The sequence below is a fragment of the Streptomyces sp. NPDC045026 genome (genome assembly GCF_056432625.1).
Genome location: NZ_JBWKIS010000042.1, coordinates 17,768 through 43,916 on the forward strand (window position 1 = coordinate 17,768; position 26,149 = coordinate 43,916).

Annotated in this window: 17 protein-coding genes and 5 pseudogenes; 7 read left to right on the top strand and 15 right to left on the bottom strand. The window is 69.1% G+C overall.

All coding sequences use genetic code 11. The features are described 5' to 3' along the window. Positions 1-67: 67 nt before the first annotated feature. Positions 68-640: an SDR family NAD(P)-dependent oxidoreductase gene (locus AC07EJ_RS43125; RefSeq protein WP_478886293.1), complete on the bottom strand. Its 573-nt coding sequence runs from the start codon at positions 638-640 to the stop codon at positions 68-70. Positions 641-834: 194 nt separating this feature from the next. Between AC07EJ_RS43125 and AC07EJ_RS43130 the strand changes: the two genes are divergently transcribed. Next, a complete protein-coding gene (locus AC07EJ_RS43130) occupies positions 835-4,221 on the top strand; it encodes an AfsR/SARP family transcriptional regulator (RefSeq protein WP_478886294.1) in 3,387 nt (1,128 codons plus the stop codon). A 1,018-nt stretch (positions 4,222-5,239) separates the two neighbouring features. On the opposite strand, the gene AC07EJ_RS43135 is transcribed toward AC07EJ_RS43130, so the two are convergent. The 7 genes and pseudogenes from AC07EJ_RS43135 to AC07EJ_RS43165 form a co-directional block, all read right to left on the bottom strand. Beyond that, entirely contained in the window at positions 5,240-6,826 is a 1,587-nt protein-coding gene (locus AC07EJ_RS43135) for an FG-GAP repeat domain-containing protein (protein ID WP_478886295.1), read from the bottom strand. A 249-nt stretch (positions 6,827-7,075) separates the two neighbouring features. Next, positions 7,076-7,204: pseudogene (locus tag AC07EJ_RS43140) on the bottom strand (DUF6766 family protein); the annotation flags it as partial. Positions 7,205-7,336: 132 nt separating this feature from the next. Continuing rightward, complete coding sequence (locus AC07EJ_RS43145) at positions 7,337-7,702, bottom strand: hypothetical protein (RefSeq protein WP_478886296.1); 366 nt, start codon at positions 7,700-7,702, stop codon at positions 7,337-7,339. Between the two features lie 8 nt (positions 7,703-7,710). Beyond that, the gene (locus tag AC07EJ_RS43150) at positions 7,711-8,079 is read right to left on the bottom strand and encodes a hypothetical protein (protein WP_478886297.1); all 369 of its coding nucleotides are present in this window, start codon (positions 8,077-8,079) and stop codon (positions 7,711-7,713) included. A gap of 86 nt (positions 8,080-8,165) precedes the next feature. Beyond that, the gene (locus AC07EJ_RS43155) at positions 8,166-8,513 is read right to left on the bottom strand and encodes a hypothetical protein (RefSeq protein ID WP_389484174.1); all 348 of its coding nucleotides are present in this window, start codon (positions 8,511-8,513) and stop codon (positions 8,166-8,168) included. Between the two features lie 225 nt (positions 8,514-8,738). Beyond that, positions 8,739-9,218 (bottom strand): annotated as a pseudogene (locus AC07EJ_RS43160) (DUF3558 family protein); the annotation flags it as partial. 55 nt (positions 9,219-9,273) lie between these two features. Then, positions 9,274-9,876: pseudogene (locus tag AC07EJ_RS43165) on the bottom strand (transposase family protein); the annotation flags it as partial. A gap of 84 nt (positions 9,877-9,960) precedes the next feature. Between AC07EJ_RS43165 and AC07EJ_RS43170 the strand changes: the two are divergent. Next, positions 9,961-10,620 (top strand): MSMEG_1061 family FMN-dependent PPOX-type flavoprotein, encoded by a 660-nt coding sequence (locus AC07EJ_RS43170; protein ID WP_478886298.1) that lies wholly within the window; start codon positions 9,961-9,963, stop codon positions 10,618-10,620. 224 nt (positions 10,621-10,844) lie between these two features. Next, positions 10,845-11,066 (top strand): hypothetical protein, encoded by a 222-nt coding sequence (locus tag AC07EJ_RS43175; protein ID WP_478886299.1) that lies wholly within the window; start codon positions 10,845-10,847, stop codon positions 11,064-11,066. Positions 11,067-11,264: 198 nt separating this feature from the next. On the opposite strand, the gene AC07EJ_RS43180 is transcribed toward AC07EJ_RS43175, so the two are convergent. From AC07EJ_RS43180 to AC07EJ_RS43190, 3 genes and pseudogenes are all read right to left on the bottom strand, one after another. Beyond that, positions 11,265-11,669: an Lsr2 family DNA-binding protein gene (locus AC07EJ_RS43180; protein ID WP_478886300.1), complete on the bottom strand. Its 405-nt coding sequence runs from the start codon at positions 11,667-11,669 to the stop codon at positions 11,265-11,267. Positions 11,670-11,942: 273 nt separating this feature from the next. Then, entirely contained in the window at positions 11,943-12,344 is a 402-nt protein-coding gene (locus AC07EJ_RS43185) for a DNA/RNA non-specific endonuclease (protein ID WP_478886301.1), read from the bottom strand. A 71-nt stretch (positions 12,345-12,415) separates the two neighbouring features. After that, positions 12,416-12,751, bottom strand: a pseudogene (locus AC07EJ_RS43190) (response regulator); the annotation flags it as partial. A 269-nt stretch (positions 12,752-13,020) separates the two neighbouring features. On the opposite strand from AC07EJ_RS43190, the gene AC07EJ_RS43195 reads away from it, so the two are divergent. After that, complete coding sequence (locus AC07EJ_RS43195; RefSeq protein WP_478886302.1) at positions 13,021-14,292, top strand: alpha-L-fucosidase; 1,272 nt, start codon at positions 13,021-13,023, stop codon at positions 14,290-14,292. On the opposite strand, the gene AC07EJ_RS43200 is transcribed toward AC07EJ_RS43195, so the two are convergent. After that, positions 14,293-15,030: a helix-turn-helix domain-containing protein gene (locus tag AC07EJ_RS43200; protein ID WP_389484189.1), complete on the bottom strand. Its 738-nt coding sequence runs from the start codon at positions 15,028-15,030 to the stop codon at positions 14,293-14,295. Positions 15,031-15,200: 170 nt separating this feature from the next. On the opposite strand from AC07EJ_RS43200, the pseudogene AC07EJ_RS43205 reads away from it, so the two are divergent. Further along, a pseudogene (locus tag AC07EJ_RS43205) lies at positions 15,201-16,043 on the top strand (fructosamine kinase family protein). Between the two features lie 500 nt (positions 16,044-16,543). Further along, entirely contained in the window at positions 16,544-18,754 is a 2,211-nt protein-coding gene (locus tag AC07EJ_RS43210) for a sulfatase family protein (RefSeq protein WP_478886303.1), read from the top strand. Between the two features lie 473 nt (positions 18,755-19,227). Here AC07EJ_RS43210 and AC07EJ_RS43215 read toward each other — a convergent pair whose 3' ends face one another. The 3 genes from AC07EJ_RS43215 to AC07EJ_RS43225 all read right to left on the bottom strand — a co-directional run bounded on the left by AC07EJ_RS43215 (position 19,228) and on the right by AC07EJ_RS43225 (position 24,579). Next, on the bottom strand, positions 19,228-20,721 hold the full coding sequence (locus AC07EJ_RS43215; RefSeq protein ID WP_389484193.1) for an HAD-IA family hydrolase: 1,494 nt from the start codon (positions 20,719-20,721) through the stop codon (positions 19,228-19,230). 213 nt (positions 20,722-20,934) lie between these two features. Further along, complete coding sequence (locus AC07EJ_RS43220; protein WP_478886304.1) at positions 20,935-22,077, bottom strand: hypothetical protein; 1,143 nt, start codon at positions 22,075-22,077, stop codon at positions 20,935-20,937. 99 nt (positions 22,078-22,176) lie between these two features. After that, positions 22,177-24,579: a polysaccharide lyase 8 family protein gene (locus AC07EJ_RS43225; RefSeq protein WP_389484198.1), complete on the bottom strand. Its 2,403-nt coding sequence runs from the start codon at positions 24,577-24,579 to the stop codon at positions 22,177-22,179. A gap of 403 nt (positions 24,580-24,982) precedes the next feature. Between AC07EJ_RS43225 and AC07EJ_RS43230 the strand changes: the two genes are divergently transcribed. Next, positions 24,983-26,065, top strand: a complete 1,083-nt coding sequence (locus AC07EJ_RS43230) for a LacI family DNA-binding transcriptional regulator (protein WP_478886305.1) — start codon at positions 24,983-24,985, stop codon at positions 26,063-26,065. The last annotated feature ends 84 nt before the right edge of the window (positions 26,066-26,149 follow it).

Below are 26,149 nucleotides of genomic sequence, written 5' to 3' on the forward strand. Positions count from 1 at the left end.
TGGGACGTCGAGGGGCGTGGGGACGGTGATGGACGCAGTAGGGCGCACGTACTGGACGGCGGCCGCTTCACGGGAAGGTGAGGCCGCCGTCGACAGGCAGCCGCACCCCCGTGGAGAACGTCGCCTCAGTGGCCAGGAAGAGCGCGGCGCGGGCCACCTCCTCGGCGGCACCGAGACGGCCCAGCGGAGGCAGGGGGACGGCGCTGGCGCCCGGCGCCTCGATACAGCCCGGGGCCACGGCGTTGACGCGGATGCCCCGGGCGACGAGTTCGGTGGCGAGCGCCCGTACGACGTCGGGGCAGGGGGTCGGGGCGGTGAGCACGATCGCGCTGCCGACCCTGAGATGGGGCAGCAAGGGCCGCGCGGTGGCCACGACGTCGGAGAACAGGAGATCGAGGCCGCCTTCCGTGGCGGCCTCGGGACCGGTTCCTGCCGGTGCGACGAGGGCTGCTTCGAGGGTGGACGGGGTGACGACGCGGGCGGCGGAGCCGAGTTCGGCGACCGCGTGGGCGCGCTCGGATGCGGTGCGGACGGTCAGCAGGACCGTGGCCCCGCCCTCCACGAGACGCTTCGCGATGGCCAGGCCGATGCCGGTGACCTCGCCGACGACGAGGGCTTTCCTGCCCGCGTACCTGGTCATGAGTGCCGCTCCCTCCGGGGGTGCCCGTTCCTCGCCGGTGCGTGGTGCCTCCCCGACGACGACTCTGCGCCCAGGCGCTTCGGGGAACCTTCCGGAAACCTTCGGGCCGACCGCCGCGGGGCGGACGGTGACGCCGGGGCGGTGCCGTCGAGAGCCTGCGGGGGCCGGTTCCCCGGACATGTACGGTGGTGACCATGCGGTTTGGGGTGCTCGGGCCACTGGTGGTGTGGGACGGCGAGGGCCGGGAGGTCAAGGTCCCCGAGGCCAAGGTGCGGGCACTGCTGGCGGACCTTCTCGCGAACGACGAAGGGCCGGTGTCCGCCGACCGGCTCATCGAGGACCTGTGGGGCGACACGCCTCCGGGCAATCCCCGCGCCGCCCTTCAGGCCAAGATCTCCCAGCTGCGCCGGGTCGTCGGCCGCGACCGGGTGGTGCGGCAGCCGCCGGGCTACGGGCTGCGACTCGACGGCGACGACGAGGTGGACGCCGTACGGTTCCGTGCTCTGGTGACCGACGCCCGCCCCGTGCCGGACCCGCGCGCCCGGGCCACCCTGCTCACCGAGGCGCTGAACCTGTGGCGGGGGCCGGCGTACGCGGACTTCGCGGACGACGGGTTCGTGCAGGGGGCCTCGCAACGCCTCGCGGAGCAGCGGCTGTCCGTGCTGGAGGATCAGGCGGAGGCGCGTCTGGAGGCACAGGACCACGCGCTTCTCGCCGGGGAGCTCGCCGAACTCGTGACACGTCACCCCCTTCGGGAGCGCCTGCGCGCCGTCCAGATGAGGGCGCTGTACGCGGCGGGGCGGCAGAGCGAGGCTCTCGCGTCGTACGACGACCTGAGGTGCCGGCTCGTGGAGGAGTTGGGGGTCGATCCGAGCCCCGAACTGGCCGTGCTGCACGGGGCGTTGCTCCGGCAGGACCCCGAGCTGAGTGCGGGGACGCCCCAGAGGGAGGCGCCGGGCCACGCATCCGAGGTGGGCGCCGGCGCGACGAGTAGCACGGCCGCGGCCTCCGGCACGGGCACCGTCGCCGCCACGCGCACTCCCGGACCGGGCGCCCAGTCGAATCTTCCCGTCCCCCTCACCCCTCTCGTCGGCCGTCACCAGGCTCTCGCCCGGCTGTCCCAACTCCTGGCGGAACAGCGGCTGGTGACCCTCACCGGGCCGGGTGGCGTCGGCAAGACCCGGCTGGCCGTGGCAGCGGCCAAGGCCGAGCACGAGAGCGCCGAGGCCGGTGAACCGGCCGACGGAGTATGGCTCGTGGAGTTCTCCGGCATCCGCACCGGCACCGCGGCGGACCTGGCCCAAGTACTCGCCGCCACCCTCGGCATCCGGGACGACACCCCTCGCCCACTGCCGGGCACCGGTACCTCGGCCGCTTCCCTGCCGCACCGGCTCGCCGCCGCCCTGCGCGACCGGCGCACCCTGCTCGTCCTGGACAACTGCGAGCACGTCGTCGACGCGGCCGCCGAACTCACCGAGCTGCTTCTGAGTACCGCTCCCGGCCTGCGCGTCCTGGCCACCGGGCAGCAGCCGCTGGGCCTGGCGGGCGAGGCGGTGTTCCTCGTCGAACCCCTGCCGCCCGCCGACGCCGTCCGCATGTTCATGGAACGCGCGGCCGCCGCGACCCCCGGATTCCCGCGCGACCCGCAAGCACCTGACGAGACCGAGCAGCAGGCCGTCGCCGAGATCTGCGGCCGCCTCGACGGCATCCCGCTCGCCCTGGAACTCGCCGCCACCCGCGTACGGGCCCTCGGAGTGAAGGGGCTGGCCGCCCGGCTCAACGACCGCTTCCGGGTGCTGACTTTCGGACAGCGCGGGGCGCCGGCCCGCCAGCAGACCCTGCGGGCGGTCATCGACTGGAGCTGGGAACTGCTCAGCGCGCCCGAACGCATCGTTCTGCGACGCCTCGGCGCGCACAGCGACGGCTGCGACCTGGACGCCGCCGAAGCGGTCTGCGCGGGTGACGGCGTCACCCGCGACGAGGTGCTCGACCTCGTCACCCGGCTGGTCGACCGGTCCCTGGTCGTCGTGGTGGAGGGACCCACCGGCCCCCGCTACCGCCTGCTGGAGTCCGTCGCCGCGTACGCGACCGAACAGCTCCACGAGATGGAGGACTTCACCGCCGTACGGGACCGTCAGCTGCGCCACTACCGGGCCCTCGCCGAACACGCCGAGCCACACCTGCGAGGCGACGCGCAGCAGTCCTGGCTGGCCCGGCTGGACGCCGAGGCCGGCAACCTCCGTACGGCACTCGACGAAGCGCTGCGCCGCGCGGGCGCCGGGGAACCGCAGGAAGCGGTCCGGCTGACCACCGCTCTGGCCTGGTGGTGGCTGTTGCGTGGCCGCCTCAACGAGGCCCGCCGCAGCCTCGGTTCGGCGCTGGCCACCCCGTCCGGCTCCTCCGTACCGGCCGAACTCGCCCTGCTGCACACCGCGTTCGCCTTGCTCACCGGAGACCTCACAGCAGTCGCCGCTCTCTCGGCAAGAAGTTGCACGGCCACGGGAGACGGTCTCGACACCACGAGCGGCCTCGACACCGGTGCGGAGGCGATCCCCGACCCCGTCCGGCGCGCCCGCGCGCTGTGGCTCTGCGCGTACGGGCTGTTCAGCGCGGGCGAAACGGCCGAAGGCAACGAGCTGAACACCCGTGCCCTCACTCTGGCCACCGCAGCCGGGGACCAGTGGGTCACCGCTGCTGCGCTTGGCCTGCGCGCGACCCTCGCGCTGATCTGCGGCGACCTCACCGGACTCGGCCGTGACGGTCTGCGAAGCGCTCAGCTCTTTCGCCAACTGGGCGACCGTTGGGGCGAGTTGCAGACCGTGTCCCCGCTCGCCGCACTCGCCGAGATCAAGGGCGCGTACGCGGACGCGGAAGGCCGTCAGCACGAAGGGCTCAGGATGGCAAGGGAGTTGGGCCTGGAGGCGGAGGTGTCGGCGCGGCTCTCCGGGCTCGGGCGCCTCGCGTTGCTCGCCCGCGACTGGGACCGTGCTCGCGACCTGCATGAACAGGCGCGTCGGATCGCCGCCGAGCAGGGCTACAAGTACGGTGAGATCCACTCCGTGATGGGCCTCGCCCTCGGCGCACGCCGCTCCGGTGACCTCGACGAGGCCGAGACGCACCTCCTGCAGATCCGCGACGGCTACGCCGACGTGTCGTCCCAGGCGGGTGACCACCTGCTCCTCGCCGAACTCGGTTTCGTCGCCGAGCTCCGCGGTGACGCGAAGGGGGCGGCGACGCACCACCTGGAAGGGCTGGAGATCGCCCGCCTCCTCGCCGAACCCCGCGCCCTGGCACTCTCCCTGGAGGGTCTCGCCGGTGCGGCGACCCTGTCCGGACAGGACCCCACCGCTACCTGCGCGGCCGAACTCCTGGGCGCGGCGGCAGCCGCCCGCTCCCGGGCCGGAGCCCCGCTGCCGCCCGCGGAACGCGGTGACGTCGACCGCATCACCGCTGCGGCCCGGACAGCCCTGGGAACTTCCGCGTTCACGGAGGCGTACGAGCGCGGCGCCGTACTGACGGCCGAGGAGGCAATGCGCCGCGCCCGCACGGCACTTGACCTGTCCGGACGCGACTCGACTTGACCGAACGGAACTCCTGGCCGCGCCAGGCCGGTCGCCGGATCCCGTGGGTCTGGAGGTCGGTCACGGTGGCCGGGGCGGGTGATTCGGGACTGTCCGGGGGCAGTTGCTGCCGGGATTGGTGGGGGCGGTGCCGGTTGTAGTGCCGGATGTACTCGGTCATCAATTGCCTGATGGTGGGCGCGGTGCGAGGTCGGCCCGGACGGCGACGAGAGGTGAACGTCCACTTCCGGGCGACGAGTTGGCGGTGCCAGGCCGGCAACGTGGTCGGGGTGACCGCGAAGACCTGGCGCCAGCGCCCCCGCGGGACCCGCCCGGACAGGACCGCCGGCCAGATCCGGTCGGCGCGGGCTCGTAGCGGACCCCGACGATCTGACGGCGCAGCACCGCGTTCTCGTGCCGCAGTGCCAGCACTTCCGCGTCCTTGGCCATGCGGCTGCGCAGCACCGCAGCAGGCACCGTGATCAGATTCCGGACCAGCGCGGTGACAACCGGCAGCGGCATCCGCAGATCGTCCCGGAGCAGTCGAGCCCGCTTCGCCAGGATCAGCAAACGTGCAGGCCACAGCCGCGAATCGTATTTCCGAGCGGGACAGGCCTACACGGCGCCATGACCCCGGGAGCGTCCGACCCGCAGACCGCCTACGCTCAGTCGAAGACGGCTACCTCCCTGTTCGCCGTCGGGGCACACCCATCTGTGGGCACCGGATGGGATCGTCGCCCGGGCGCTCGATCCCGCCATCGCCGAGCGCCTCTGGGCAGTCTCCACCCATCTGCTGCGCGCCTAGGGGCTTTCGTTTGGATCAGGCCGGGTCAGGGAGCGGGGGCATGGGGGTGCCCCCTGCTCGAGCGCAGTCGAGAGCTTGGGGGAGCGTGCATCGCAAGGCGGAGGAGGGAGTCGACGCGATGGGGGTCCCCCCTGCTCGAGCGAAGCCGAGAGCTTGGGGGAGTCGGCGAGTGACGACAACGCCGCGAGGTGCGGCACCAGACCCCGCGAGCCCGGCATGATCAAACGAGAGGCCCTAGCGGGCGATCCCGCCGCCTCCCATATACAGGTCCAGCTTCCCGGTGCGCTCGAAACTGTCGCCGTACAGCCGAGTGACGCCGCCGGTCGACAGCCCCTGGCCCGTGCCGGGCAGCAGCCATGCGGAGCTGCGAATCTTGTCGTCGCCCGGCGCGGCCACCGTCAGGTCGGCCCGCTGGTCGCCGTCCATGTCGACGAGGCGCACCGACATACCGAATGTGGCCCGCGCGCTCTTCTTGCCGCCGATGTCGCCCGCATCGATGACTCGGGTTCCCTTACCGGTCAGGCCGTTTGGACCGCCCAGCAGGAGCAGCACCTGTTCCGGGCCCGTCTTCGCGTACTCCTCGCTCCGGGGTGAGCCGGCCACCACGTCCGCGTAGCCGTCACCGTTGACGTCACCGGTGTCCAGGGAGGTGAACGCGGCGTCCTCGTCCTGGGGTTCCTCGCCGGGTACGCCCGGGGTGTCGCGGTCGATGGTCGTCGACCGTTTCCCCTTCCCCGGCCCGGCCTTGGAGCCGTACACGACGGTCACCGAGCTATGGCTCACCTTGCCGCGCCGGGGACTGAGCACGAGGTCCGCGACGCCGTCGCCGTCCACGTCGCTGACCGCCCCTGCCGCCGCGTCGGGGAGGTCGATGTCATCTGGCTGGGCGAGGCCGCCGCCGCGGGCGTGGAAGTAGCTGACCGGCCAGCGCTCCTCGAACCGGGCTGTACCGAGGGGTTTGTCGTGGTGGAAGGCCATCAACTCGTCGGCACCGTCACCGTCCAGGTCCCCGGCGACCAGGCCGCGGTAGTTCGCGGTGTCGATGTCTTTTGCAGGCTGGCGCGGTGCGGACACCGGGCCGGTGCCCGCCGGGGTTCCGTCGCGTTTGAAAGGCCCCTTGAGCAGGCCCTTGTCGGAACCGAGCCCGAAGACCAGATCGGCATGCCCGTCCCCGTCGAAGTCACCAGCGACGACTTGCTCCTCCAGGATCGGCTCCAGCGCCCAGGAGACGTGGCTGCCGTCCGTCCCCGGTACCCGGACGGCACTCTTCAGCCCGTCCGGGGAGCCCCACATGATGATCACGCTCGGTTTCCAGTCGAAGACGGCGGTGGCGAGGTCGGTGTACCCGTCCCCGTCGAAGTCGCGGGCCACCACATCGGTCCCGAAGAACGCCTCGTCCCGGGCCTCCCCCGGTATCCCGGCGTCGTTCTGCGTGAGGTACTGGCAGCGTGCGAGACCGGTCCCGTTGCCGGATCCGTACGCCACCGCGATGCTGCCGCCGCCGCTGCCGTTCTCCACGTCGCCCAGTGCTCCCATGGCCAGGTCGGGGTGGCCGTCATCGTCGAAGTCCGCGGCGGGCGCGGTACCGGCCGGTGCCTGGGCGCCCTTCGCCGGAGCGCCGGAGGGCGCGGTGCCGTGAACCGCCGTGTGGCAGGCGCGGGGTGCGGCGATGCCCTGGGGCCCGGACTGAGCCAGAACCCCTCCGACCGCGACAACGACCCCGACGACGGCCGCACCTCCCGCGATCACCCACCGGCGTCTGCCGCCACGTTTCTGCACGGCCACCGGCTCTTCCTCTTCGACGTCCATGCGATCAAGCACGTCAAGACGGTACCCAGCGGTTCCGGACACCCGGTTGCGGACGGATCACCGACTTCAGCACCGTAGCCCGCGCCCGTACGTCGTCGCGGACCGCGTCGGCATCCCATTTTGCGGGGTTCGGGAGGTGCTGCTGCACGCCGTCCCGGATGAACCGGCCCGCCATACGACCCCGTGGAGGGGCGGCCGGGCAAGACACCCTGACCCGGCAGCACCACACTGCACAAAGAGCCGCCGACGTGCTGCCGGGGTTCAGCCCTCGACTCCCGTTGACGTGTGTGGGGTTCCGACGGGCTCGGATTTCGGGAAGCCTCGCCGGCGCAGGTATACCGAGAGGATGGTCATGGCTGCCACTGCCAGGAGCTCGGACTGCCAGTTCTGCGAGACCGAATCGTATTTCCGAGCGGCACAGGGAGCCGGCCTGCGTTCAACCCCAACCGCAGTGCACAGGATGATTTGATTGGACGGACGACAGTTGTCAATAAGTACCGGGACCTCGACGTAGTCCCTCAGTTACGGCATGAGGGGACTGAGGCCCGAGCAGCCCGTGCCACCGCTCGGGTCCGGCGCGTACACCCAGTACAGAGCGAAGAGCTGGACGAACAGCAGCAGCGCCACCACGCAGACGAGGGTGACCTGGGCGCCGGTGAAGCGGTGGGTGCGGCGGCAGGTGAGCACCAGCGCGGCGCCGCTGCACACGGGCCCCGCCCACGCGGTGACGTACATCCTCGTCGAAGGCCCCAGATACTTGCAGTTCTGGAACGTGTCCCCGTCGAAGGAGATGTGAGCGGCGAGCAGCCCGGCCGATATGACGGCCAGCACGGCGGCGGCGACGAGGAGGCCGTTGCGGCTGCGGGACGGAGTCGTGGTGGGGTTCATCGTTGACATCAGTACCAGTCGGGGTCGGGTCGAACAACGCGGACGTTCTGCGCACCTTCGTGCTTCTCTGTGGCGTTGATCCGGCCTTCGAGACTGACATTCTCGTACGAGTCGGTGTGCTGGGTGTACTTGATCTCACCGTCCGGCATGACCGCCGTGACGATCGCCGCGTGATGCGTGGTGCCCTTCTTGATGGAGTCGTTGGGGCCGGCCTGCTCGTAGTAGAGGATGTCACCCGGCTTCACATCGGCGCGCGAGACCTCCTGGCCACCGTGCCTCAGCATGAAGTTCTGGTTGTTCTCGGCAGCGGTCCAGTTGTCGATGCACGCGTCGTCGCGCAGGGCCGGCATCGCGCGGTTGAAATCCTCGTACGCCACCCGCAGATACTCGGGCGACGGACATCGTGAATGCGACTCAAGAGGCGCCGGCTGCAGTGCTCTGTGCGGTCGCAGTCATCACGCCGTCACCCGTTGCCAAGTCCGCGCATGTGGGAGAGGAGTTGCGTGGCGCGTTCCATGGCCTCGCCGGCCTGCGTGAGGGAGTCGTGTGCGGTGTTGAGGGCTTGCCGAACCTGTTCCTTCGCGTCTCGGCCGTCGGTGCCGTTGTCCAGACGGACCTCCATCGTCTGCAGATCCATCCAGATGTGTATGAGAGCTTGAGGCGTGCTCTGCACTGCCTGCCTGAGTTCGTCGCAGGTGCGGTGGATGGCTGTTGGCTCGTCGAAGCAGACGTCGAGGGTGCGCTGCTGGAGTGCACGGATGGCTTCGGCTGCGTCCCGCGCGATGTCGGCGGGTTCTCTGTCCAGGCTCATGGATCAATCATCGTCAGCTACGTGCGGGGTGTCCGGACTGCCTGCGGGGCGCTGGCGCCGGCGGCGGCGCACGGTGGTGGGCAGGCAGGGCCCTGGAGTTCTCCGGACTCATCCGGGTTCGAGCTGGTGAGGAGGCTGACGTAGAACGAGCACGGTTCCTATGGATCATGGAGTTCTCTACGCTTCAAGATCCGCAAGGTTGCCGTGTCGGGAACGGGCGCCGTCCTACTTCTTGATCTTGGACACCACCTGGCGTGCCAACTGGACCCCCACGTCGCACTTCTTGCCGGTGAGCGCCTTGTTCTCCCCGCCGGGGTCGGCGATGTCGACCCGGAACTGGTCGAGGCCGACGTTGACGTCGACGAAGCACTCGGACGTGATCTCGTTGTACTGCGACGCGCCCTCGAAGCCCGAGAAGTCCTGCTTCTCGCCCTTGTCCAGGTCGTTGACCTGAACGCCCACGCTGACGCTGAGGCTGACGAGGGTCTTGTCCTGCATCCACCAGCAGCCGAGGACGTTCGGGGAGTCGGCCGGGAGCTGCCCCTTCGAATCCTGGATTCCGGCCGCGGCCAGGGCTGCCGGATCCAACAGGCTGCAGTAGTCGAGTCCCTTCAGCGTTGCCGTGGTCGAATCGCTTTCGTCCGCGGAACCCGTGTCTGATACCGCCTCGGCGGGGGTCGCGTCTTCTCGTGTCCTTCGGGTTCCTGGGTGGGGCGTTGACCTGGTCGGGCAACTCGTTGGCCAGGCCGCGGTAGCCGTCGTCGAGCCCGGCTCTCACGCCGGGGTGTTGGTGGAGCTGCTCGGCGATACCCTCCGTGCGCACGGAGGTCTGGTCGTACATCCGGCCGGAACGCTGGGCCCCGGACCGCAGGGTGCGGCCCTGGCCGTCGCTGATCGTGGTGGTCTTGACGGTGTTCTGCCTGCGCTTGTCGGAGACGAAGGCCCGCCGGGCCGGGACGACTCGCCGTGGACGGCGAACCTGGGTCTCTGTCCCGTCGATCCGCAAGGTGACATCCTCGGCCGCGGCATAAGCGAACACGTCCTCCAGGGTCCGCAGCCGGATGCCTGCCCCTTCGGGGACGGCGAACCCACGGTCTGCCAGCAGCGAGCGGACCTCCCGGACGGCCCGGCCGATCGTGGAGCATCCCACCTCGTAGAGCACGCCCAACGCCTCATGGGTGAGCCCGATCCGCCGATGGACCCGTGTCACCAGGAGCCGGTCGATGAAGACCAGTTCGTATTTCGGCCCGGCCCCCGCCTCCCGCCGACGGTCGCCCTCACGTCGCCCGTGACGCCCGGACTCGCAGCGTGCCACCCAGCGCAGGATGGGACATTGCCGCGCGGGCTTGCTTGACCGTCGCACACCGGACAACTTGCTTGGCCGTCTCTATGACCCCGCCCTAACCGGCCAAGATCAATCGCAAGTCGGCTCGTTAGGGTCGGAGGCATGACGACACCCCTTGCCGGCAGCGCCTTCGACTCGCTCCGCCACGACGCCGTGCCCGACCAGGAGGCATTGCGCCGGGCGTACGAACTCCCCTGCGACGCGGCCGTTCGCAAGCAGATGACCGAACTCACCGAGCACACCCGGCGGTTGATCGGCTGCTCATCGCTTGTCCTGGTCGCCAGCGCGGACGCCCAGGGCAACTGCGACGTTTCCCCGCGCGGCGGCCCCGCCGGATTCGTCGCCGTCCTGGACGCACGGACGGTAGCGATACCGGACGCGACCGGCAACAAGCGTCTGGACACCCTGCAGAACGTCATCGCCACCGGACGGGCCGGACTACTGTTCGTCATCCCCGGGCGGACCACCACCCTGCGGGTGAATGGCCGGGCTGTCGTCTCCACACGCCCCGAGCTGCTGTCGCAGCTGACCGCCGTGGGCAAGCCACCGGCCAGTGCGCTGGTGCTGGGGATTGAGGAGGTCTACCCACACTGCCCCAAGGCGCTCCTGCGCAGCGGGGCCTGGAAGCCGGAGCAGTGGCTGCCGGCGGACGCCCAGCCGACCTCGGCCGAGGTGACGCTGGCCCAGCTGCGGATGCCGGAGCTGACGATCGCCGACATCGAGCAGGCGGAGGCGGACTCGCTGAAGTACCGGTACGAGTAGCAGGCCGAGCTGCGAGTGAACACCAGCCAGCCGAACCCCCAGGCCAGCACGCGCCAAGACCAATCGCGGGTCAGCCCGTAAGTGCCATCTCAACGTCACAGCGACTATGACCTCCAGTGGTACTTGGTCAGGCCGGACGACGGAACCGGCAGCGCAGTGACCTGGTGTTCCTGACTGCGCCTGTCGCCACGCCCCACACCTGTCCACCGCCGATCCAACTTCACATGGTCACAGCTCTCATTCGGCTCGTCACATCCCGGCCTTCGACGCCGGGATTGCGGGTTCTCGTCGCGGTGATCGTGGCGGTCGCCGATGTGGTCGATGTCGGTGGCGGTAGCTGGGCAGCGGCTGCCGTCGCGCATGCGAGCCGCCTCAGTGCCCGCATCAGCCTTCCGGACACGGGCCTGTACCGGATCAATGCCAGGGCCGACTACGGCCCGAAGTGACACAGCTCGTCCCTGGCCAGGTGGGCGACAAGTAGCTGTACGAGGTGCGCTCCGCACGTCGACGACCAAACGGACAGGGCGCCGCAGTCCACGCTCACCCAGCCGGCGGCGATGCCAGAACCGTCGGAGGGCCGCACGACCGGTCCTGCGACGTGGGTGCGCTCGCTGAGGAAGGTCAGCCGCCTCGCGGCGACGGGGTCAGTCGTTCTCGGTGGCCTGCTCCCAGGCCTGCCGCACCTCCGCCGGGATGCGTCCACGCAGGGGGACGTTGAAGCCGTTCGCACGGCCCCACTCGCGGATTCTCTCCGGATCGGAGGGCGGCTGTACCGACGGCATCGGTGGATACCACTGGTCGAGGTCTGACGGTTCGAAGCCGATGCCGCCTTCCAGGAGATCCTTCGGGAACTGCGGAACCAGCGTTTCTCCGCTCAACACCGAAACCAGGAACTGCGTCAGGTTTCCGGCAAAGGTGAACCAGCGGGGCCCACGTGCTTCGTTGGCGGCAATCGTCCAGGCATCCGGTTGGCTCTGAGGATCGGTCACCCAGAACAGCCGCTCACCGTTGTCTGTGCCGCCGCAGGGAAGCAGGAGTGCGGGATCCACGGGAGCCGGGTAGATGCCCTGAGCGTGATCGGACCTCATCTGCTCCCGGAGCTGGTTGCTCGCGGGACCTACCACGTTGACGTGGACCGAGGTATGCCGGGGGTCGTAGACCCAGAGGTAGCCGGCAAAGCAGCCAGGGTCGTACGTGGCGGTGAGTTTTTTGTAGTCGTCGGGGGAGAGGGGTACCCAGAGTGGACTCGACGTGTGCCCAGTCCACCGGCTGTTGGTGGGGAGTGGGAGGGGAACAGAGATCCGTGAGGCGCTCGAGGGGGCTCATTCGATTCCGCTCCTGCGTCGGATCTGCTGCGCGGCATGGTCAGGGTTCTCGAAGTCGGCTCTGAGCTGGAAGCCGCCGTCACCATCGGCTTCCATAGTGATCCACTTGGGCACAGAGGTCTTCTTGTCGTCGGTGTATTCAAGATGGACGTTGTACTGGACGATCTCTCCAGGGTGGCCGACGGTGGTGCGAGCCGCGTCCCGGATCTGCAGTTCCAGATCGCGCATGTGTGGCGAGTTTGTAGGGTTTTGGGTGGCGGTGAACAGGTTGTCCAAAGTGTCGCCGGAGCCGCCGAGGGCCTGTGCGAGCATGTGGCCGCGTCCTTGGTTGTGATCGGTGCCGTGAACGAAGCCGGGCCGTCGCAGGGACTGCCTGGCGTCGGTTCCCTCGCCGAGCATGTCGTTGGTGATCCCGTCACCGAGGGATCGAGCGTCGCCCCGCCGGCCGCGATCAACCGGACCGAGCGCAGCAACTCCTCCGGCGGGGCCTCCTTGAGGAGGAAGCCGCTCGCTCCGGACTGAACCGCCTCATCCACGCACTCGTCTGCCGCGAACGTGGTCAGAATCAGCACACGCGGGGGTACGGGTAGGGCCTGGAGCTCACGGGTGGCAGCCAAGCCGTCCATACCGGGCATGCGAATGTCGAGCAGTGCCACATCGGAATTGAGCCGGCGTGCCGCGTCCACAGCGCTACGGCCGTCCCACGCCTCGGCAACCACGTGGATGTCCTCCGCCGAGGCGAGGATGTTGCTCAGTCCACGACGGACGATCTCACTGTCGTCGGCGACCAGAACCTGGATCACCATGAGTGACTGCCTCTCACACGCTCAACATGTGTTCACCCGGAGCTAGGACCGAACCAGCCTTGCGGTCAGAATGTCCCAAATGGAATGGCATGGCGGCGGACCGGCCGAGGACCCGGCGGTCCATACCGTGCGGCCTCGGCTTCGACGACGTCCACGCCACGGGCAAGATCGGCAGCCCCCCGACCGGGTTCACGGACGAGGTGAAAATCAACCAGAAATGGTGATCACTGCCCACGCGCCGACACACCACCGCTGCCTAGCGTGGACACATGCCAATGCAGCCCTGGTTTGCCGACGCCAAGTTGGGCATCTTCATCCACTACGGCATCTACGCCGTGGACGGAGTGCCGGAGTCCTGGTCCTTCTACTCCGGGAAGGTCACACACGAGCAGTACATGAAGCAGCTCGACGGCTTCACCGCCTCGAAGTACGACCCGAGCGCCTGGGCCGATCTGTTCGCCCGCGCGGGCGCGAAGTACGCGGTGCTCACCGCCCGTCATCACGACGGCGTGGCCCTGTGGGACACCGCTGAGGGTGATCTCAATGCCGTCCGGCACACTCCGGCCGGCCGCGATCTGATCGCCGGATATGTCGACGCGCTGCGCGAGCAGGACCTCAAGGTCGGTCTCTACTACTCGCACTCGGACTGGAACCACCCCGACTACGCGAGCATCAGACACCCCGAGCCACCGAACGGCGAGGTGTCCACCAACCCGTACTCCCATGCCGAGCCCGGCAAGGAGGACCCACAGGCCTGGGCGCGCTACGTCGCGTACCGCGACGGCCAAGTGGGCGAACTCGTCGAGCGTTTCCACCCCGACCTGCTCTGGTTCGACGGCGAGTGGGAACGCAGCGAGGAGCAGTGGGGGATGCGGGAGCTGTCCGAGCAGATCCTCGCGGGCAACCCGGACACCGTGCTCAACGCCCGCATGCTCAGCTACGGCGACTACGCCACACCCGAGCAGGGGGTTCCACTCCAAGCACCCGATGGGCCATGGGAGTTGTGCCTGACCGTCAACGACTCGTGGGGCTACCAGCACCAAGACCACAACCACAAGACCGTGCGTCAGCTGGTGCGCTACTTCACCGAGACGATCGGCATGGGCGGCAACCTCCTGCTCGACGTCGGCCCCCGGGAGGACGGGACGATCCCCGAGGAGCAGGTCGAACGCCTGGAGAGCCTCGGAGCATGGATCGCCAAGCACGTCGACGCCGTGTACGGGACGGTCGCCGGCCTCCCGGCCGGGCACCACTACGGCCCCAGCACGCTGTCCGCCGACCGGCGCACGCTCTACCTGGTCTGCTTCGACGCCCCCCGCGAGGCCGTCTCCGTCAGAGGGCTGCGCAACACCGTCAAGCGCGTCACCGTCCTCGGCACGGACCGCGAGCTCGGCCACCGCGTCACCGGTGGCCTCGGTGAAGTCCCGGGCGTGACCTGGATCGACGCCCCGGACGCGGCCGACGTCGACGAGCAGGCCACGGTGCTGGCCGTCGAGCTCGACGGCGAATTGGACCTCTACCGCGGCACGGGCCGCGACTGATCAGCCGGTACCGGCGCGAACGGCCCTCGGCGACGCACCCAGTTCGCGTCGGCACGCCTTGTTGAAGGCCTGCAGATCGCTGATTCCGACGGCGGCCGCGATGGCGGGAATGGACAGTGTCGACTCCCGCAGCAGATGTCGGGCACGTTCCAGCCGACGTCGGCGGATGTAGGCGACAACAGTCTCGCCGTTCTCGCCCTTGAACAACCGGATGAGGTGGTTGTGCGAAATCCCGGCCACACGCGCCACCTCGGGAACGGTCAATGGGCCCGCCAAATTGGACTCGATGTACGCGATGGCCAGGGCGACCGAGGGATGCGGCTTGGCCGTTCCTCCGGTAGCCGGTGCGGCCAGCTCTGCCACGCGCCACAGGGCAGCCCATATCTCCGCGGCGGCTCGGGCGGAACTGCGCGGCGCCGCCGCGATGGCCTGCTGCAACAAGTCGGTCAGTACGGGGGTATGAGCACCTGCGTCCTGCATGACGGGCACTGTCAACAGCTCACCGGTGGGCGGCAGTTCAAGGTGGGCGTACAGATGCTCCGAGCGTCCGCGGTAGTGGTAGTGCACCAGCGCATCGGGCGGCACCAGGCTGACATGGCCGGGCCTGACTTCGTGGACCACACCATCGACGGTCAGTTCGGCCGCGTACCGATACAAGTGCAGCTGCCAGAGGTCCGGCAGCCGGAAGACATCTCGTCGACTCGCGGTCCCGTGGACCCCCACCCCAAGGCTCGCCACACGAGGGGGCGTATCAAGGCCGATCTGTACATGTGTTCCGACTACGGCGCCTGCGCTCAAAGTGAATACCTACCAGTCAAGGAGAAGCCGACTGTGCCCAGCACAGCTCACGGAACAGGAACCGGAGGGATCTCGTGACCGGCCGTCCGACACTCCACCGGCACCCTGAGGTGGCCCGCCGGCTCCGGATCCGCGGCTACGGATCCGTAGCCGCAACCGAACGGCTGGAGGGTGGCACGATCAGCATCACCTCCCGCATATGGACGACATCCGGGGCCACCTGCGTGCTCAAGCAGTCCGCGAACGTGCCCAGAGACCTCTACCGTCTTGAGGCACGGGGGCTGGAGCAGTTGGCAACGGCCGATTGTCTGCCGACCCCCGCCCCGCTTCTGCTCGGCGAGCGGTTCCTCCTCTTCGAGGACCGGGGAAACCACTCCCCCACATCTACCTCTTGGGCGGCACTCGGTCGCGGACTTGCCCAACAACATCTCATCACCAGCAGACTCTTCGGCTACAGCCACGACAACTACCTGGGCCGCCTCGTCCAACGCAACCCGTGGTCGTACGACGGGCACGAGTTCTTCGCCGAGCACCGACTGCTGTGCCGGCTCGACGTCCCGTCATGCGCCGATGCCCTCGGTGAGCGGAACCGGGGACGGCTGCTCCACCTCACCGGCCGACTCCCGAACCTGATCCCGCCCCAACCCGCCTCTCTGCTGCACGGCGATCTCTGGCACGCCAACATTCTGCATGCGGAATCCAGCACACCCGCGCTGTGCGACCCCGCCGTGTACTACGGCTGACCGGAGGCAGAGCTCAGCATGCTCTACGGCTGCGGCCCCGTACCGACGACGTTCGCAGCCGCGTACGAGGAAGTCCGCCCCCTCGACGCGGGCTGGCGGGAGCGCCTGCCGATCCTCCACCTCCGTGAACTCCTGGCCACACTGGCCCACTTCAGTGACATCGCCGAAGCGGGCACTCGGATCAACGACATTCTGGACCGCTACACCTGAGCTCTACGGGCCATGGACCCTCAGGAGGGACTCCCCCTGATCCACCGGCCGCCCATCCGTGTGCTGCCCGTCCAAGAAACGCGAGGGCCTGGTGACGGTCTCGGGGCCGGTGGTGGCCGGCTTGGTGCCGTCCGCGGCCAGCGCCACGACCTTGTGGGTGTAGGTCCGGCCCGGGGTCGGCCGAACCGTCCTCGGCGATCCATGCGGCGGGAACCTCACGGAGCAGGGTCTGCCGGCTCGGCGTGAAGTCCGCGGGGGTCGAGCGGTGCAGCTCGTAGCGGCCCGGTTGCCCTCGACCGCCGCGAAGTGCCAGGCGAGCTGAACCGCGCCGGTGACGCCGACGGCGGCCGGGCCACCCACCCACGGGGTGCGGTGCAGCAGGCCACGGTGCCCCAACTGGCCACGCTCGGTCACGCCATGAGGTCTTCATGCTCTCGCAATGGTCTTGCCCTCCACACTTCCCCCAGGATCTTCGACATAGCCGTCCGAAGGAGTCCCTGGTGCCAAGTCGCCGTCAGTTTCTTGCCGGATCAGCCGCCGCACTCGGTCTGAGTGCACTCCCGGCCGCCCCCGCGTCGGCAGACGGTCGCACGCGCCCGCGCCGGCCGAACATCGTGGTGGTCCTGGCCGACGATCTCGGCTACGGCGACCTCGGCGCGTACGGACAGCAGCTCATCCACACGCCCCGGCTCGACACACTCGCCGCCGAGGGCCTGCGCTTCACCCAGGCCTACTCGGCGGCCGCCGTCTGCGCGCCGTCCCGTGCCTCGCTGCTGACCGGCCTGCACGGCGGGCATGCGCCCGTGTGCGAGAACCCCTTCGACGGCCCGCAGGACCCGATCGGTGACGGCGACACGACCTTCGCCGAGGTACTGCGGGCGCGCGGCTACCGCACCGCGTGCATCGGCAAGTGGGGTTACGGCCCGGAGGAGGCCGACCAGCCGAGTCATCCCAACTCCCGTGGTTTCGAGGAGTTCTACGGGTACATCACGCACGGTCACGCCCATGAGTACTTCCCGACATACCTCTGGCACAACGGCGAGCGGGTCCAGTTCCCCGAGAACGCCGACGGCAAGAGAGGCACGTACGCGATCGACGTGATCCAGGAGCGTGCCAACGCGTTCATCACCGAGCACGCACACGAGCCGTTCCTCCTGTACCTCACGCCGAACGTGCCGCACGGGCCCAGCGACATCCCGGACGTCAGCGAGTACGACGACCAGCCGTGGAATGCCGCGAACAAGGGCCACGCCGCCCAGGTCACCCGGCTCGACACCCTCGTCGGCTCGGTCGTGGACACCCTGCGCGCGCTCGGCATCGACAAGGACACGCTGGTTCTGGCCGCGAGCGACAACGGCCCGCACGAAGAGGGCGGCGTCAACCCCGACCTCTTCGACGCCAACGGCCCGCTCACGGGCTACAAGCGCAACCTCTTCGAGGGCGGAGTGCGGGTCCCGCTGATCGCCTGGCAGCCCGGCACCATCAGCCCGGACACCACCGACCGGCCGACCCCGCTGATCGACCTGCTTCCCACCTTCGCCGACCTCGGCGGCGCCCCCGCACCACGCGACATCGACGGCCTGTCCGCCGCCTCGCTGCTCACCGCCCGCCCGCGCAGCGCCCCGCTGCACGGACACCTCTACTGGTACCGCAACGACCCCGGCTCGACCTCCCGGGCCAACGCGGTCGACAAGGGCCGGATCCTCAAACTGGCCGAGGCGGTTCGCCGCGATGACTGGAAGGGCATCCGCTTCGCCCCGGGTCGTGACCGGGAAGTCCCGGACGACCAGTGGCAGTTCGAGCTGTACGACCTGGCCGCCGACCCGGGCGAGACCACCGACCTGGCCGCCGCTCACCCGAAGGTGGTGGCGGAACTGACCACACTGCTGCGGGCGTCGTGGGCGGACACGTACGAGCGCGAGAGCTTCGGCGTACGCGTCGAGGCGCCGGAACTCGTGTTCCCCGGGCAGAAGTTCACGGTCACAGCAACCCTGGGCAACGCCTCCGACCGGGCATGGAGCAACGCCGCCGTGCGACTCGGCGCGCCGGAGGGCTGGCGGCTGCGCCCCCTCACGGCGCGCGACGCCCACCACCTCACGCCCGGTTCGGCGCTGGAAACCCGTTGGGAAGTGACCGTGCCCGCCGGCCTCACCTCCGCCGGCACCTGGGCACTGCGCGCCGAAGGTACGGCCCGGTACGGCCGCGACACGGTCCGCTACGCGTCCGCCCGTACGATCGCCACTCCTCCGCCCGCACCGGCCCAGGACGCCTACCTCAGCGATCTGACCTGGCTCTCGGCCACCAACGGCTGGGGCCCGGTCGAGCTCGACACCAGCAACGGCAAGAAGCCGGCCGGCGACGGGACTCCGATCGCCTTCGGCGGCACGACGTACGCCAAGGGCCTGGGCGTCCATGCCCCTTCGGAGATCATCTACTTCCTCGGCGCCAAGGCCGCCCGCTTCACCTCGGTCGTCGGCATCGACGACTTCTCGGCGCTGCAGAACGCCCGGGGAGGGGTCGTCGCCGAGGTGTGGGGCGACGGCACCAGGCTGTTCGACAGCGGCCCGCTCACGGCGGCGGGTGGCCCGCACCCGGTCGATGTGGACGTAACGGGCGTACAGCTGTTGCGTCTTGTGGTGCGGGACGCCAACAACGACGGCTCGTACGACCACACCTCCTGGGCCTCCGCCCATGTGCAAGTCCGCGGCTGAGCGAGCTCCGGGCCGCATCCGAACGCCGATGGGTGAAGCTCGTTCTGAGAGACAGTCCGGCGCTGATCACCTCGGCCGCATCCGCCCGGCGGGGCCAGATCGCCTCCGGAAGCAACACGTGCGTGACCTGGCCGGCCGAACATCGCGACCGGCGAGGGCGTACGAAAAAACGGAACCCTAGATCACCGTGCGCTTCCCACGGCCAGCCATGCCACCACGGCGCGAGGACCCCTGCCGCCGCGACCGGCTCGGCGGAGTGATCCACGAGTGCCGGAACGCCGCCTGACCTGGACGGATGCAATATTCGGCAGCCACAGCGCCGATGGGACATCTCTTGAGGGGTGGGAAACCCGCCTGGTGGCACGGTTTTGTGGCCAGGTGCAACTACGGCGCACGGCGCCGGCCTGTGGCCGGTGCCAAAGGGCAGGGAAGTGGAACGGGTGCTACAGGGCCGGCCGCGCGCCCTGTGTTCGTCACGAGGTGGGCGACAGTGCGCACGTGAGGGACCGTGCGAGCTCGTCCAGGCCGGTCAGAAGCTGTCGGCCCGGTGCTCGCCCGATGGATACGAACGACGGGACGACGGCGACTCTGCAGCCCGCCGCCTCTGCCGCAGCGACGCCCGTGGGACTGTCCTCGACCGCGAGGCAGGCTGCCGGGTCGATCCCCAGCGCGCGGGCCGCGGCGAGGTAGGGGTCGGGGTGCGGCTTGGTGCGGACGGTCTCGCCCGCGGCGACGGTGGTCGCGAACGACTCCGTGCCGAGCACCTTCAGTACCGCGTCGACGACCGGCCTCGGGGAGGCCGACACCAGTGCGGTCGGGATGCCTGAGTCGAGGAGGGTGTCCAGGAGTCGGCGGGCTCCCGGCAGCAGCGCCGTGTCCGCCTCGACCGCAGCCAGGAAGCGGGCGTCGAGGTCCGCCGCGATGTCGCTGAGCGGACGCGCGGTGGCCGAGACGTGCCGCAGATACGCGGCGGTGTCTTCGACCGCGCGGCCGAGGACCGCCGGGGTGTCCGCCTCGGTGAGCGTGTGCCCGAGCTCGGCCGCGACCTCGCCGACCGTGCGCAGCCAGAGCGACTCGCTGTCGACGAGGGTGCCGTCCATGTCGCACAGCACCGCCTGTGGGGCGGTGATGAAAGGCCTGCCGTCCAGGGTCCAGTGCGAGTCTGCGGGGCGGTCCAGGGCGGCGAACACCTGGGCGGCGACGTCCTCGTGGTGCAGTGTGCCGACCTGTGCGCCGACCGGTATGTCGGGGCCGGCGCAGGCGATCCACGCGGTTCGTTCGAGGTCCGAGGGGCCACCGTGGCCGCCTTCGTCGCGGTGGCCGTGGTCAGTGACGACGATGACGGTCCAGGCTTCGTCCGCGTACGAAGGGCGTGAGCGGATGGCGGTCAGGAGCCGGCCGAGGCGCTCGTCGGCCCGGACGATCGCCGCCGAGTAGGCCGGACCGCAACCCTGGATGTGACCCGTCTCGTCCACGGCGCCGAGGTAGACGAAGGAAGCCTCGGGGTCTTCGCAGGCCAGTACACGAACCGCCTCGGTGGTGATGAGCTCGTCGGTGTCGTCCCAGTCCTCGCAGGTCTCGGCGGCCGGCGCGATGTGCGTCAGACGGCTCGGGCCGTGGAAAAGGGGACCGCCGTCGGCCACGGTCACCAGTGGTTGCCAGCCCGCGGCGACATAGGTGCGCCGACGGTCCTGGCGGGTCAGGCGAGTGGCGAAGTCGGAGAAGACACCGAGGCGGTTTCCGCTGAAGTCGTTGCCCCATACGGCGTGCTTGTCGACACGTACGCCGGTGACGATCGTGGCCCAGCAGGGTCCCGACATGGTCGGGGTGCCCGCGTCGATGGTCAGCGGCGCGAGGAAACCGGCCGCCGCCACCTCATCGAGGTGCGGGGTGTCCGCGGTGTGGAGTGTGTCGAGACGTACGCCGTCGATGCCGACGACAAGGACGCGGCGGGCGCCACCAGGCATGACTGATCCTTCCTCAGCGATTGGCAGTCGGTGGGTGAGCGGGTAGGTGGGTCGGTCGGCTCCTGCGCAGTGTGGCCGTCCGGACGGCCACACTGCGCAGGGCGATCGGGTCAGCTCTGACGGTCCGGTCGTCGAGCTCCGGGACGGGAGGGACGGTCTCGGTCGACGTGGGGTCAGCGGGGGCCGGGCGGCGGGGTGTTTCTGCCGGTCAGCTCACTGGACAATGACGGCCCATCGGGTGTCGCTGAGGCCGGTGCGCAAGTGGAACAGGGCCGTGCTCCACGTCTCGGTCGAGGGGACGGTCAGGTTCAGGGCCGTGTTCCAGGTTGCGCCGGGCGCCAGGGCGGGGACGTCCCAGTACTGCCAGGTGCCGGAGATGCCCTGCGGGGCTCCGGTGAAGCTCTGCATCGTGGTGGCCGCGGTGGTGGTGCTCGAAGTGTTCTTGATGACGACCGGGACCGAGGTCGTGGCGCCGCGGGTCACTGTGCAGTTGCCGCTCGGCGCGGCCGCGGTGGCGGTCAGCGGACCGCTGCTGCCGGTGCCGGTGATGACGCCCATCTCGTACGAGTTCTGCGAGACCCAGTTGCAGGCGCCGGCGTCCGAGGCCGTGGGCTCCCAGACGACGGCGCCCTCGGTCTTCGCCTTGAGCTGGCTGAGTATGAAGCTCCAGGTACTGCCGGACAGATAGCCATCAGCGAGCGAGCCGGGCTGGATGTACGGGTAGATCGGCTGGCCCGCGGCGAGCCCGTGGTCGTTGGCGATGGCCTGGTCGAGCTGGGTGGACCAGCTGGACTCGGTCTCACCGCTGTCCCAGTACATGCGGGGCGCGAAGAAGTCGAACAGCCCGTTCTGGTGGAGCTGTTGAGTCAGGCTGTTGTTGGTGGTCGACCAGTCGTACCCGTACATGCCGACCGGGTGGCCGGAGGCGGCGCTCTTGGTCCAGGGGATCAGCTGGTTCTTCCAGAGGTTGAACGCGTTCGTGGCCGCCTGGCCGGACAGTGCGGTGACCACGATGTTCTCGAAATCGAGCACGACCGGTGAGCCCGCTGCACCGCCGAACTGTCCCGTGCCCATGTACTCCTGGACCTTGGCCTGGTAGGTGGCCTGGGACGGAAGCGCACCGCCGTTGGAGTAGCAGCCGGCGCTGTCGCAGGTGAACTTGAAGAAGTCGTAGACCACCGTCGACTTCACCGCGCCGAACTGCTGCAGACCGGGCGGGTTGGTCCCGCGCTCGTTGGTGTAGACGGTGAAGCCGGCGGCCGAGGCGGGGGTGACGAGGAACGGGGTGAGGGCCAGCGCCATGGCCGTCGCGACGAGTGCGGTTCTACGGAGTAGGGGAGTGATGATCGTGCTCATGACATTAAGCATCGTGCGGGGCATGCATCCTCCTACAGTGCGGGGGGGGGAGGGAGAAGCGGGCCCGCCGCCGACGACGGGCCCGCCGTTCAAGGGGGGTCAGGCCAGGCGGACGGTGATCTTCTGGGGGGCGCCGGCGGCGCCGGTCAGGTCACCGAAGGTGAGCTTCAGCGAGGAGCCGGTGGTGGCACCGGTGAGTGTGGACGGCTTGGTGAGCACCTTGGAGACGCGCCGGTTCCAGGTGATGTCCAGTGAGATGGCCTGACGTGCCGGGTCGGAGACGACGATCGTCGCCGTGCCGTTGCGGTTTTCCCGGATCAGGACGGAGGCGGGGGCGCTCGTGGTGAGCTTGTCGACGGTTCCGGGCACCCAGAAGTTGACCGCGGTGAAGCCGAGCTTCGGGACCCGGATGCCCTGGTGGTCGCCGGTGTTGGACAGGATCTTCAGCCAGCCCTTGTCACAGGCGCGTTGGGCGGTGGCCTTGGCGCTGGCGCCCGGCATGAGGATGTAGGCGTAGTCGCCGTCGGTGGGGTCGGTGCCGTGGTCGGTGAACAGGGTGAGATAGCGGCGGGTGATCCGGTCGGCGGGCCCGCCGGTGTTGATGTCCTTCCAGGCGCCGGTGCGTTCCTCGCGGACCGCGCTGATCTTGGCTCTGACGGGAAAGACGTAGCCGGCCTGTCCGGCTACGTGCGCCCACTCGGCTCGCGTGAAAGTGGCGGTCCACCCCTGAGTGGTGGGCTGGGACTTGCCGTCGACCGTCAGGGCGGGGGTGCCGGTGGTGCCGAGGTGGCGGTTGTCGACGGTGGTCTCGACGGCGTAGCCGTCGGTGGAGGTGATGCCGGCGCCGAGGCAGACGATGGAGTCCTCGAGCCAGAACCAGGACTTCTTGGCGTTCATGGTGCTGGACAGGCCCTTGAGGTGCTGGCCCGTGGCACCGTACTCGCCGTCGGTAGTGCCGCCGACCCAGGCCGAATCGGGCCTCGGGCCACCCCAGTTGCCGCCCTCGCCGTCGGCGAGAGGCTTGCGGGATGCGGTGATGCCGGGCAGACGGTAGGGGTCGACGGTGGGCCAGTAGGCGTCGGAGTACTGCTCGAGACCGAAGTCGCTGCCCCACCAGGACAGCCACCCGGCGCCGGTGTGGTAGCCGCGGGCGTGCTCGCCGTTGCCGAACTCATAGTGTGAGATCCGCTTGGAGGCCATGGAGATCGAGGCGGCCCAGTCGCGGCGGCGATGGGTGGCGCGGTCCATGTTGTGGAAGAGCCGGTGCTCGACCGGCTCGGGGGCGGCCTTGACCGTGGTGTCGTCCTGCAGTGACTGCAGCAACGATGCCCTGATCAGGCTGAGGCCGGGGTCCTTCAGGGCCGTGCTGTAGTAGTCGCGCTGCATCCAGCCCTTGACCATGGCCCGCCAGCGGGCGTTCTCCTCGGCACTGGCACCCTGGCCGACCAGCAGGATGCTCGCCATCATGCCGTGGGCGCGCAGGTGGTCGTTGCTCCCGCTGCGGCTGATGCCACGCGCGGAGACGTTGTCCATCATCAGGCCGTTGTAGACGAACGGTGCAACGGCCTTCTCGACGGTGTCGAGGAAGAGCTGTGTATTGGGGTCCTTCAGCTCCCAGCTCGATCCACGCAGCAGCGCCAGCAGGCGTCCTACACCGTCGTGGAGCACCGAACCGTAGCCGCCGATGTAGGGGATGGTGGTGTGCTGGATGAATGAACCGTCGGTGTAGAAGCCGTCGCCGGAGGTGACGTACGGGAACACCGGAGCCAGCGCCTTGGAGGCAAGGGCGATCTTGTCCGGGTTCTTGCCGACGATGCCGCGCAGGATGACGCCGCGGCACAGATCGACGCGGTTGGCGCCGGTGCTTGTGCCGCTGTACGAGGCGAAGACCGAGTCGGGGACGAACTTGTCAACGGCCTTGCAGTAGTTGGCGATCTGCGTCTCGGAGAGGGCGTCGTACAGCAGCACACTGGTGTCCATCAGCGACTGAGGGGCACCGATCTGGAAGTTCCACCAGTTGCCGTACTGCGTGGCGTTCTCGTTGAAGACCTCGGCGTACAGGTGGTCGAGGCCGGTGAGGACGGCGTCCCTGAGCGCGGTGTCGCCGGTCAGCCCCGTGCCGGGCTGCACATACGCCTGGGCCATGGTGTTCAGCCGGGAGTAGCTGTCGTTCATGTTCGCCGAGAAGGTGTAGGACTCCGCGTCGGTGTCCGGATCGGGATCGGCGTAGCTCCGGTCGGGCCACAGGGAACCGCCGACCGGAGCCATGGTGGACAGGTAACTCCGCGCGGACGTACCGATGTTGGCGAGCAGAGTCCGGTAGGGCTCCACCGTGGGAGCGAAGCCCGTGCCGAGGATCAGGTCGCGCCATGTGCCGCGCAGAGCGGCGTACTCGTCGTCGGCTGCGAAGACCTGCCCGGTGGTGGTTCCCATGATGCTCAGTGCGAGGGCGGAAGCGGCGGATGCCTGCAGGAGGCGGCGGCGGGACCAGGTGGATGGCATGGGAAGAGACCTCCGGATGACGGGCAACGCCGGGCAGACCGCTGAGGGCCTGCGAGTGCAGGGGTATGTAATACCCCTGCACCACAGGAGGACAATGCTTTGTGCGCGAATATTTTGCATTTGCTTCGTTCGAAGGTGATCGTCGCCGGTGACCTTCCCGGACGGCGACGGCGCCGTCGCCGCTGGGGACCGGAACCATGTGCGGCACGACAGGGACCGGTCCTGAACCTGGTCTCCCCTCGCGCGAGATGAGGGCAGCGGCATGAACCCACAGGTTCAGCCCTGGCGACAACAGCCCCGCACGAAGTGCTCTTGCATTTTCTTCGCTCGAAACTAAACGTTAAAGTTAGAGGTCAGAGCTAGTGTGGCTCCGACCGGGACACGAGCAGAGGGGAGCCGCATCGTGCATGCGGAGGAGAGGCATCAGGCGATCCTGCGCCGGGTGCGCGAGGAAGGGTCGATGCGGGTCACGGACTTCGCGGCGGAGCTGGGGGTCTCCCCGGTGACGGTTCGCAAGGACGTCGAAGTCCTCGCCGAGCGTGGCCTCGTGGCCAGGGTTCACGGCGGCGCGATGCTGCCCGAGGACTGGGCGGAGACCGCTCCCGAGGGTGCCGCTGCACGCACGAAGCCGAGCCCGACAACAGTGCGGACTCTGGGCATGATCGTGCCGTCCTCCGCTTACTACTACCCCGAGGTGATCAAGGGCGCCCGCGAAGCGGCGGAGGCGAGGGGAGTGCGGCTCGCGCTGGCTGTCTCCGGGTACGACCCCGAAGTGGAGAAGTCTCAGGCGGCCCGGCTGATCGAGGACGGAGCTGCCGGGCTGCTGCTGGCGCCTTCCGACACCGGTGGCGGCCAAGGGCGGCAGTGGTACGAGGATTTGGACGTTCCCGTGGTGCTGATCGAGCGCCGCCCCGCGCAGGACGCAGCCGCCACCGAGCACGTGGGCACGGACCACGCCTACGGGGCCAGGCTGGCCGTACAGCACTTCCTCGACGGCGGGTGTCAGCGGATCGCCCTGTTCATGCGCGGCGGAACTCCCACTTCGCCCTGGGTGAAGGAGGGCTACTTCGCCGGCATGCGCGCGGCCGGCCTCGCCGGTCCCGACGACACCACCTACATCGATCTCGGCACGGACGGCCCCGGCGATCCGGACTACGAGCGGCCCATGGAGGAGTTCCTCGAAGGTGTCCGGTCCGGCCGGATCGACGCCGCGCTGGTTCATCCGGAAAACGATGCACTGGTCCTGCTGCAGCGACTGCGAGCCGCCTCGCTCTCGGTTCCGGGCGACGTCGCGCTCGTCTCGTACGACGACGAGGTGGCCGAACTCGCCGATCTGCCGCTGAGCGCAGTGGCTCCTTCGAAGCACGAAGTCGGCTTCTCTGCAGTCGAGTTGATGGTTCTGAGACTCACCGAGCCGGGTCGGCCCAGGCGCCGGATCGCCATCCTCCCTGAGCTTCGGGTGCGCTCCTCATCCAACGTTTCCTAACCCGAAACTTGGCTTTCCTTTCGAACTTCTTGTTTTTCTATTGACTCCGTATTGGCTGGGTCGAATGATGTGCGAGCAGCCGCC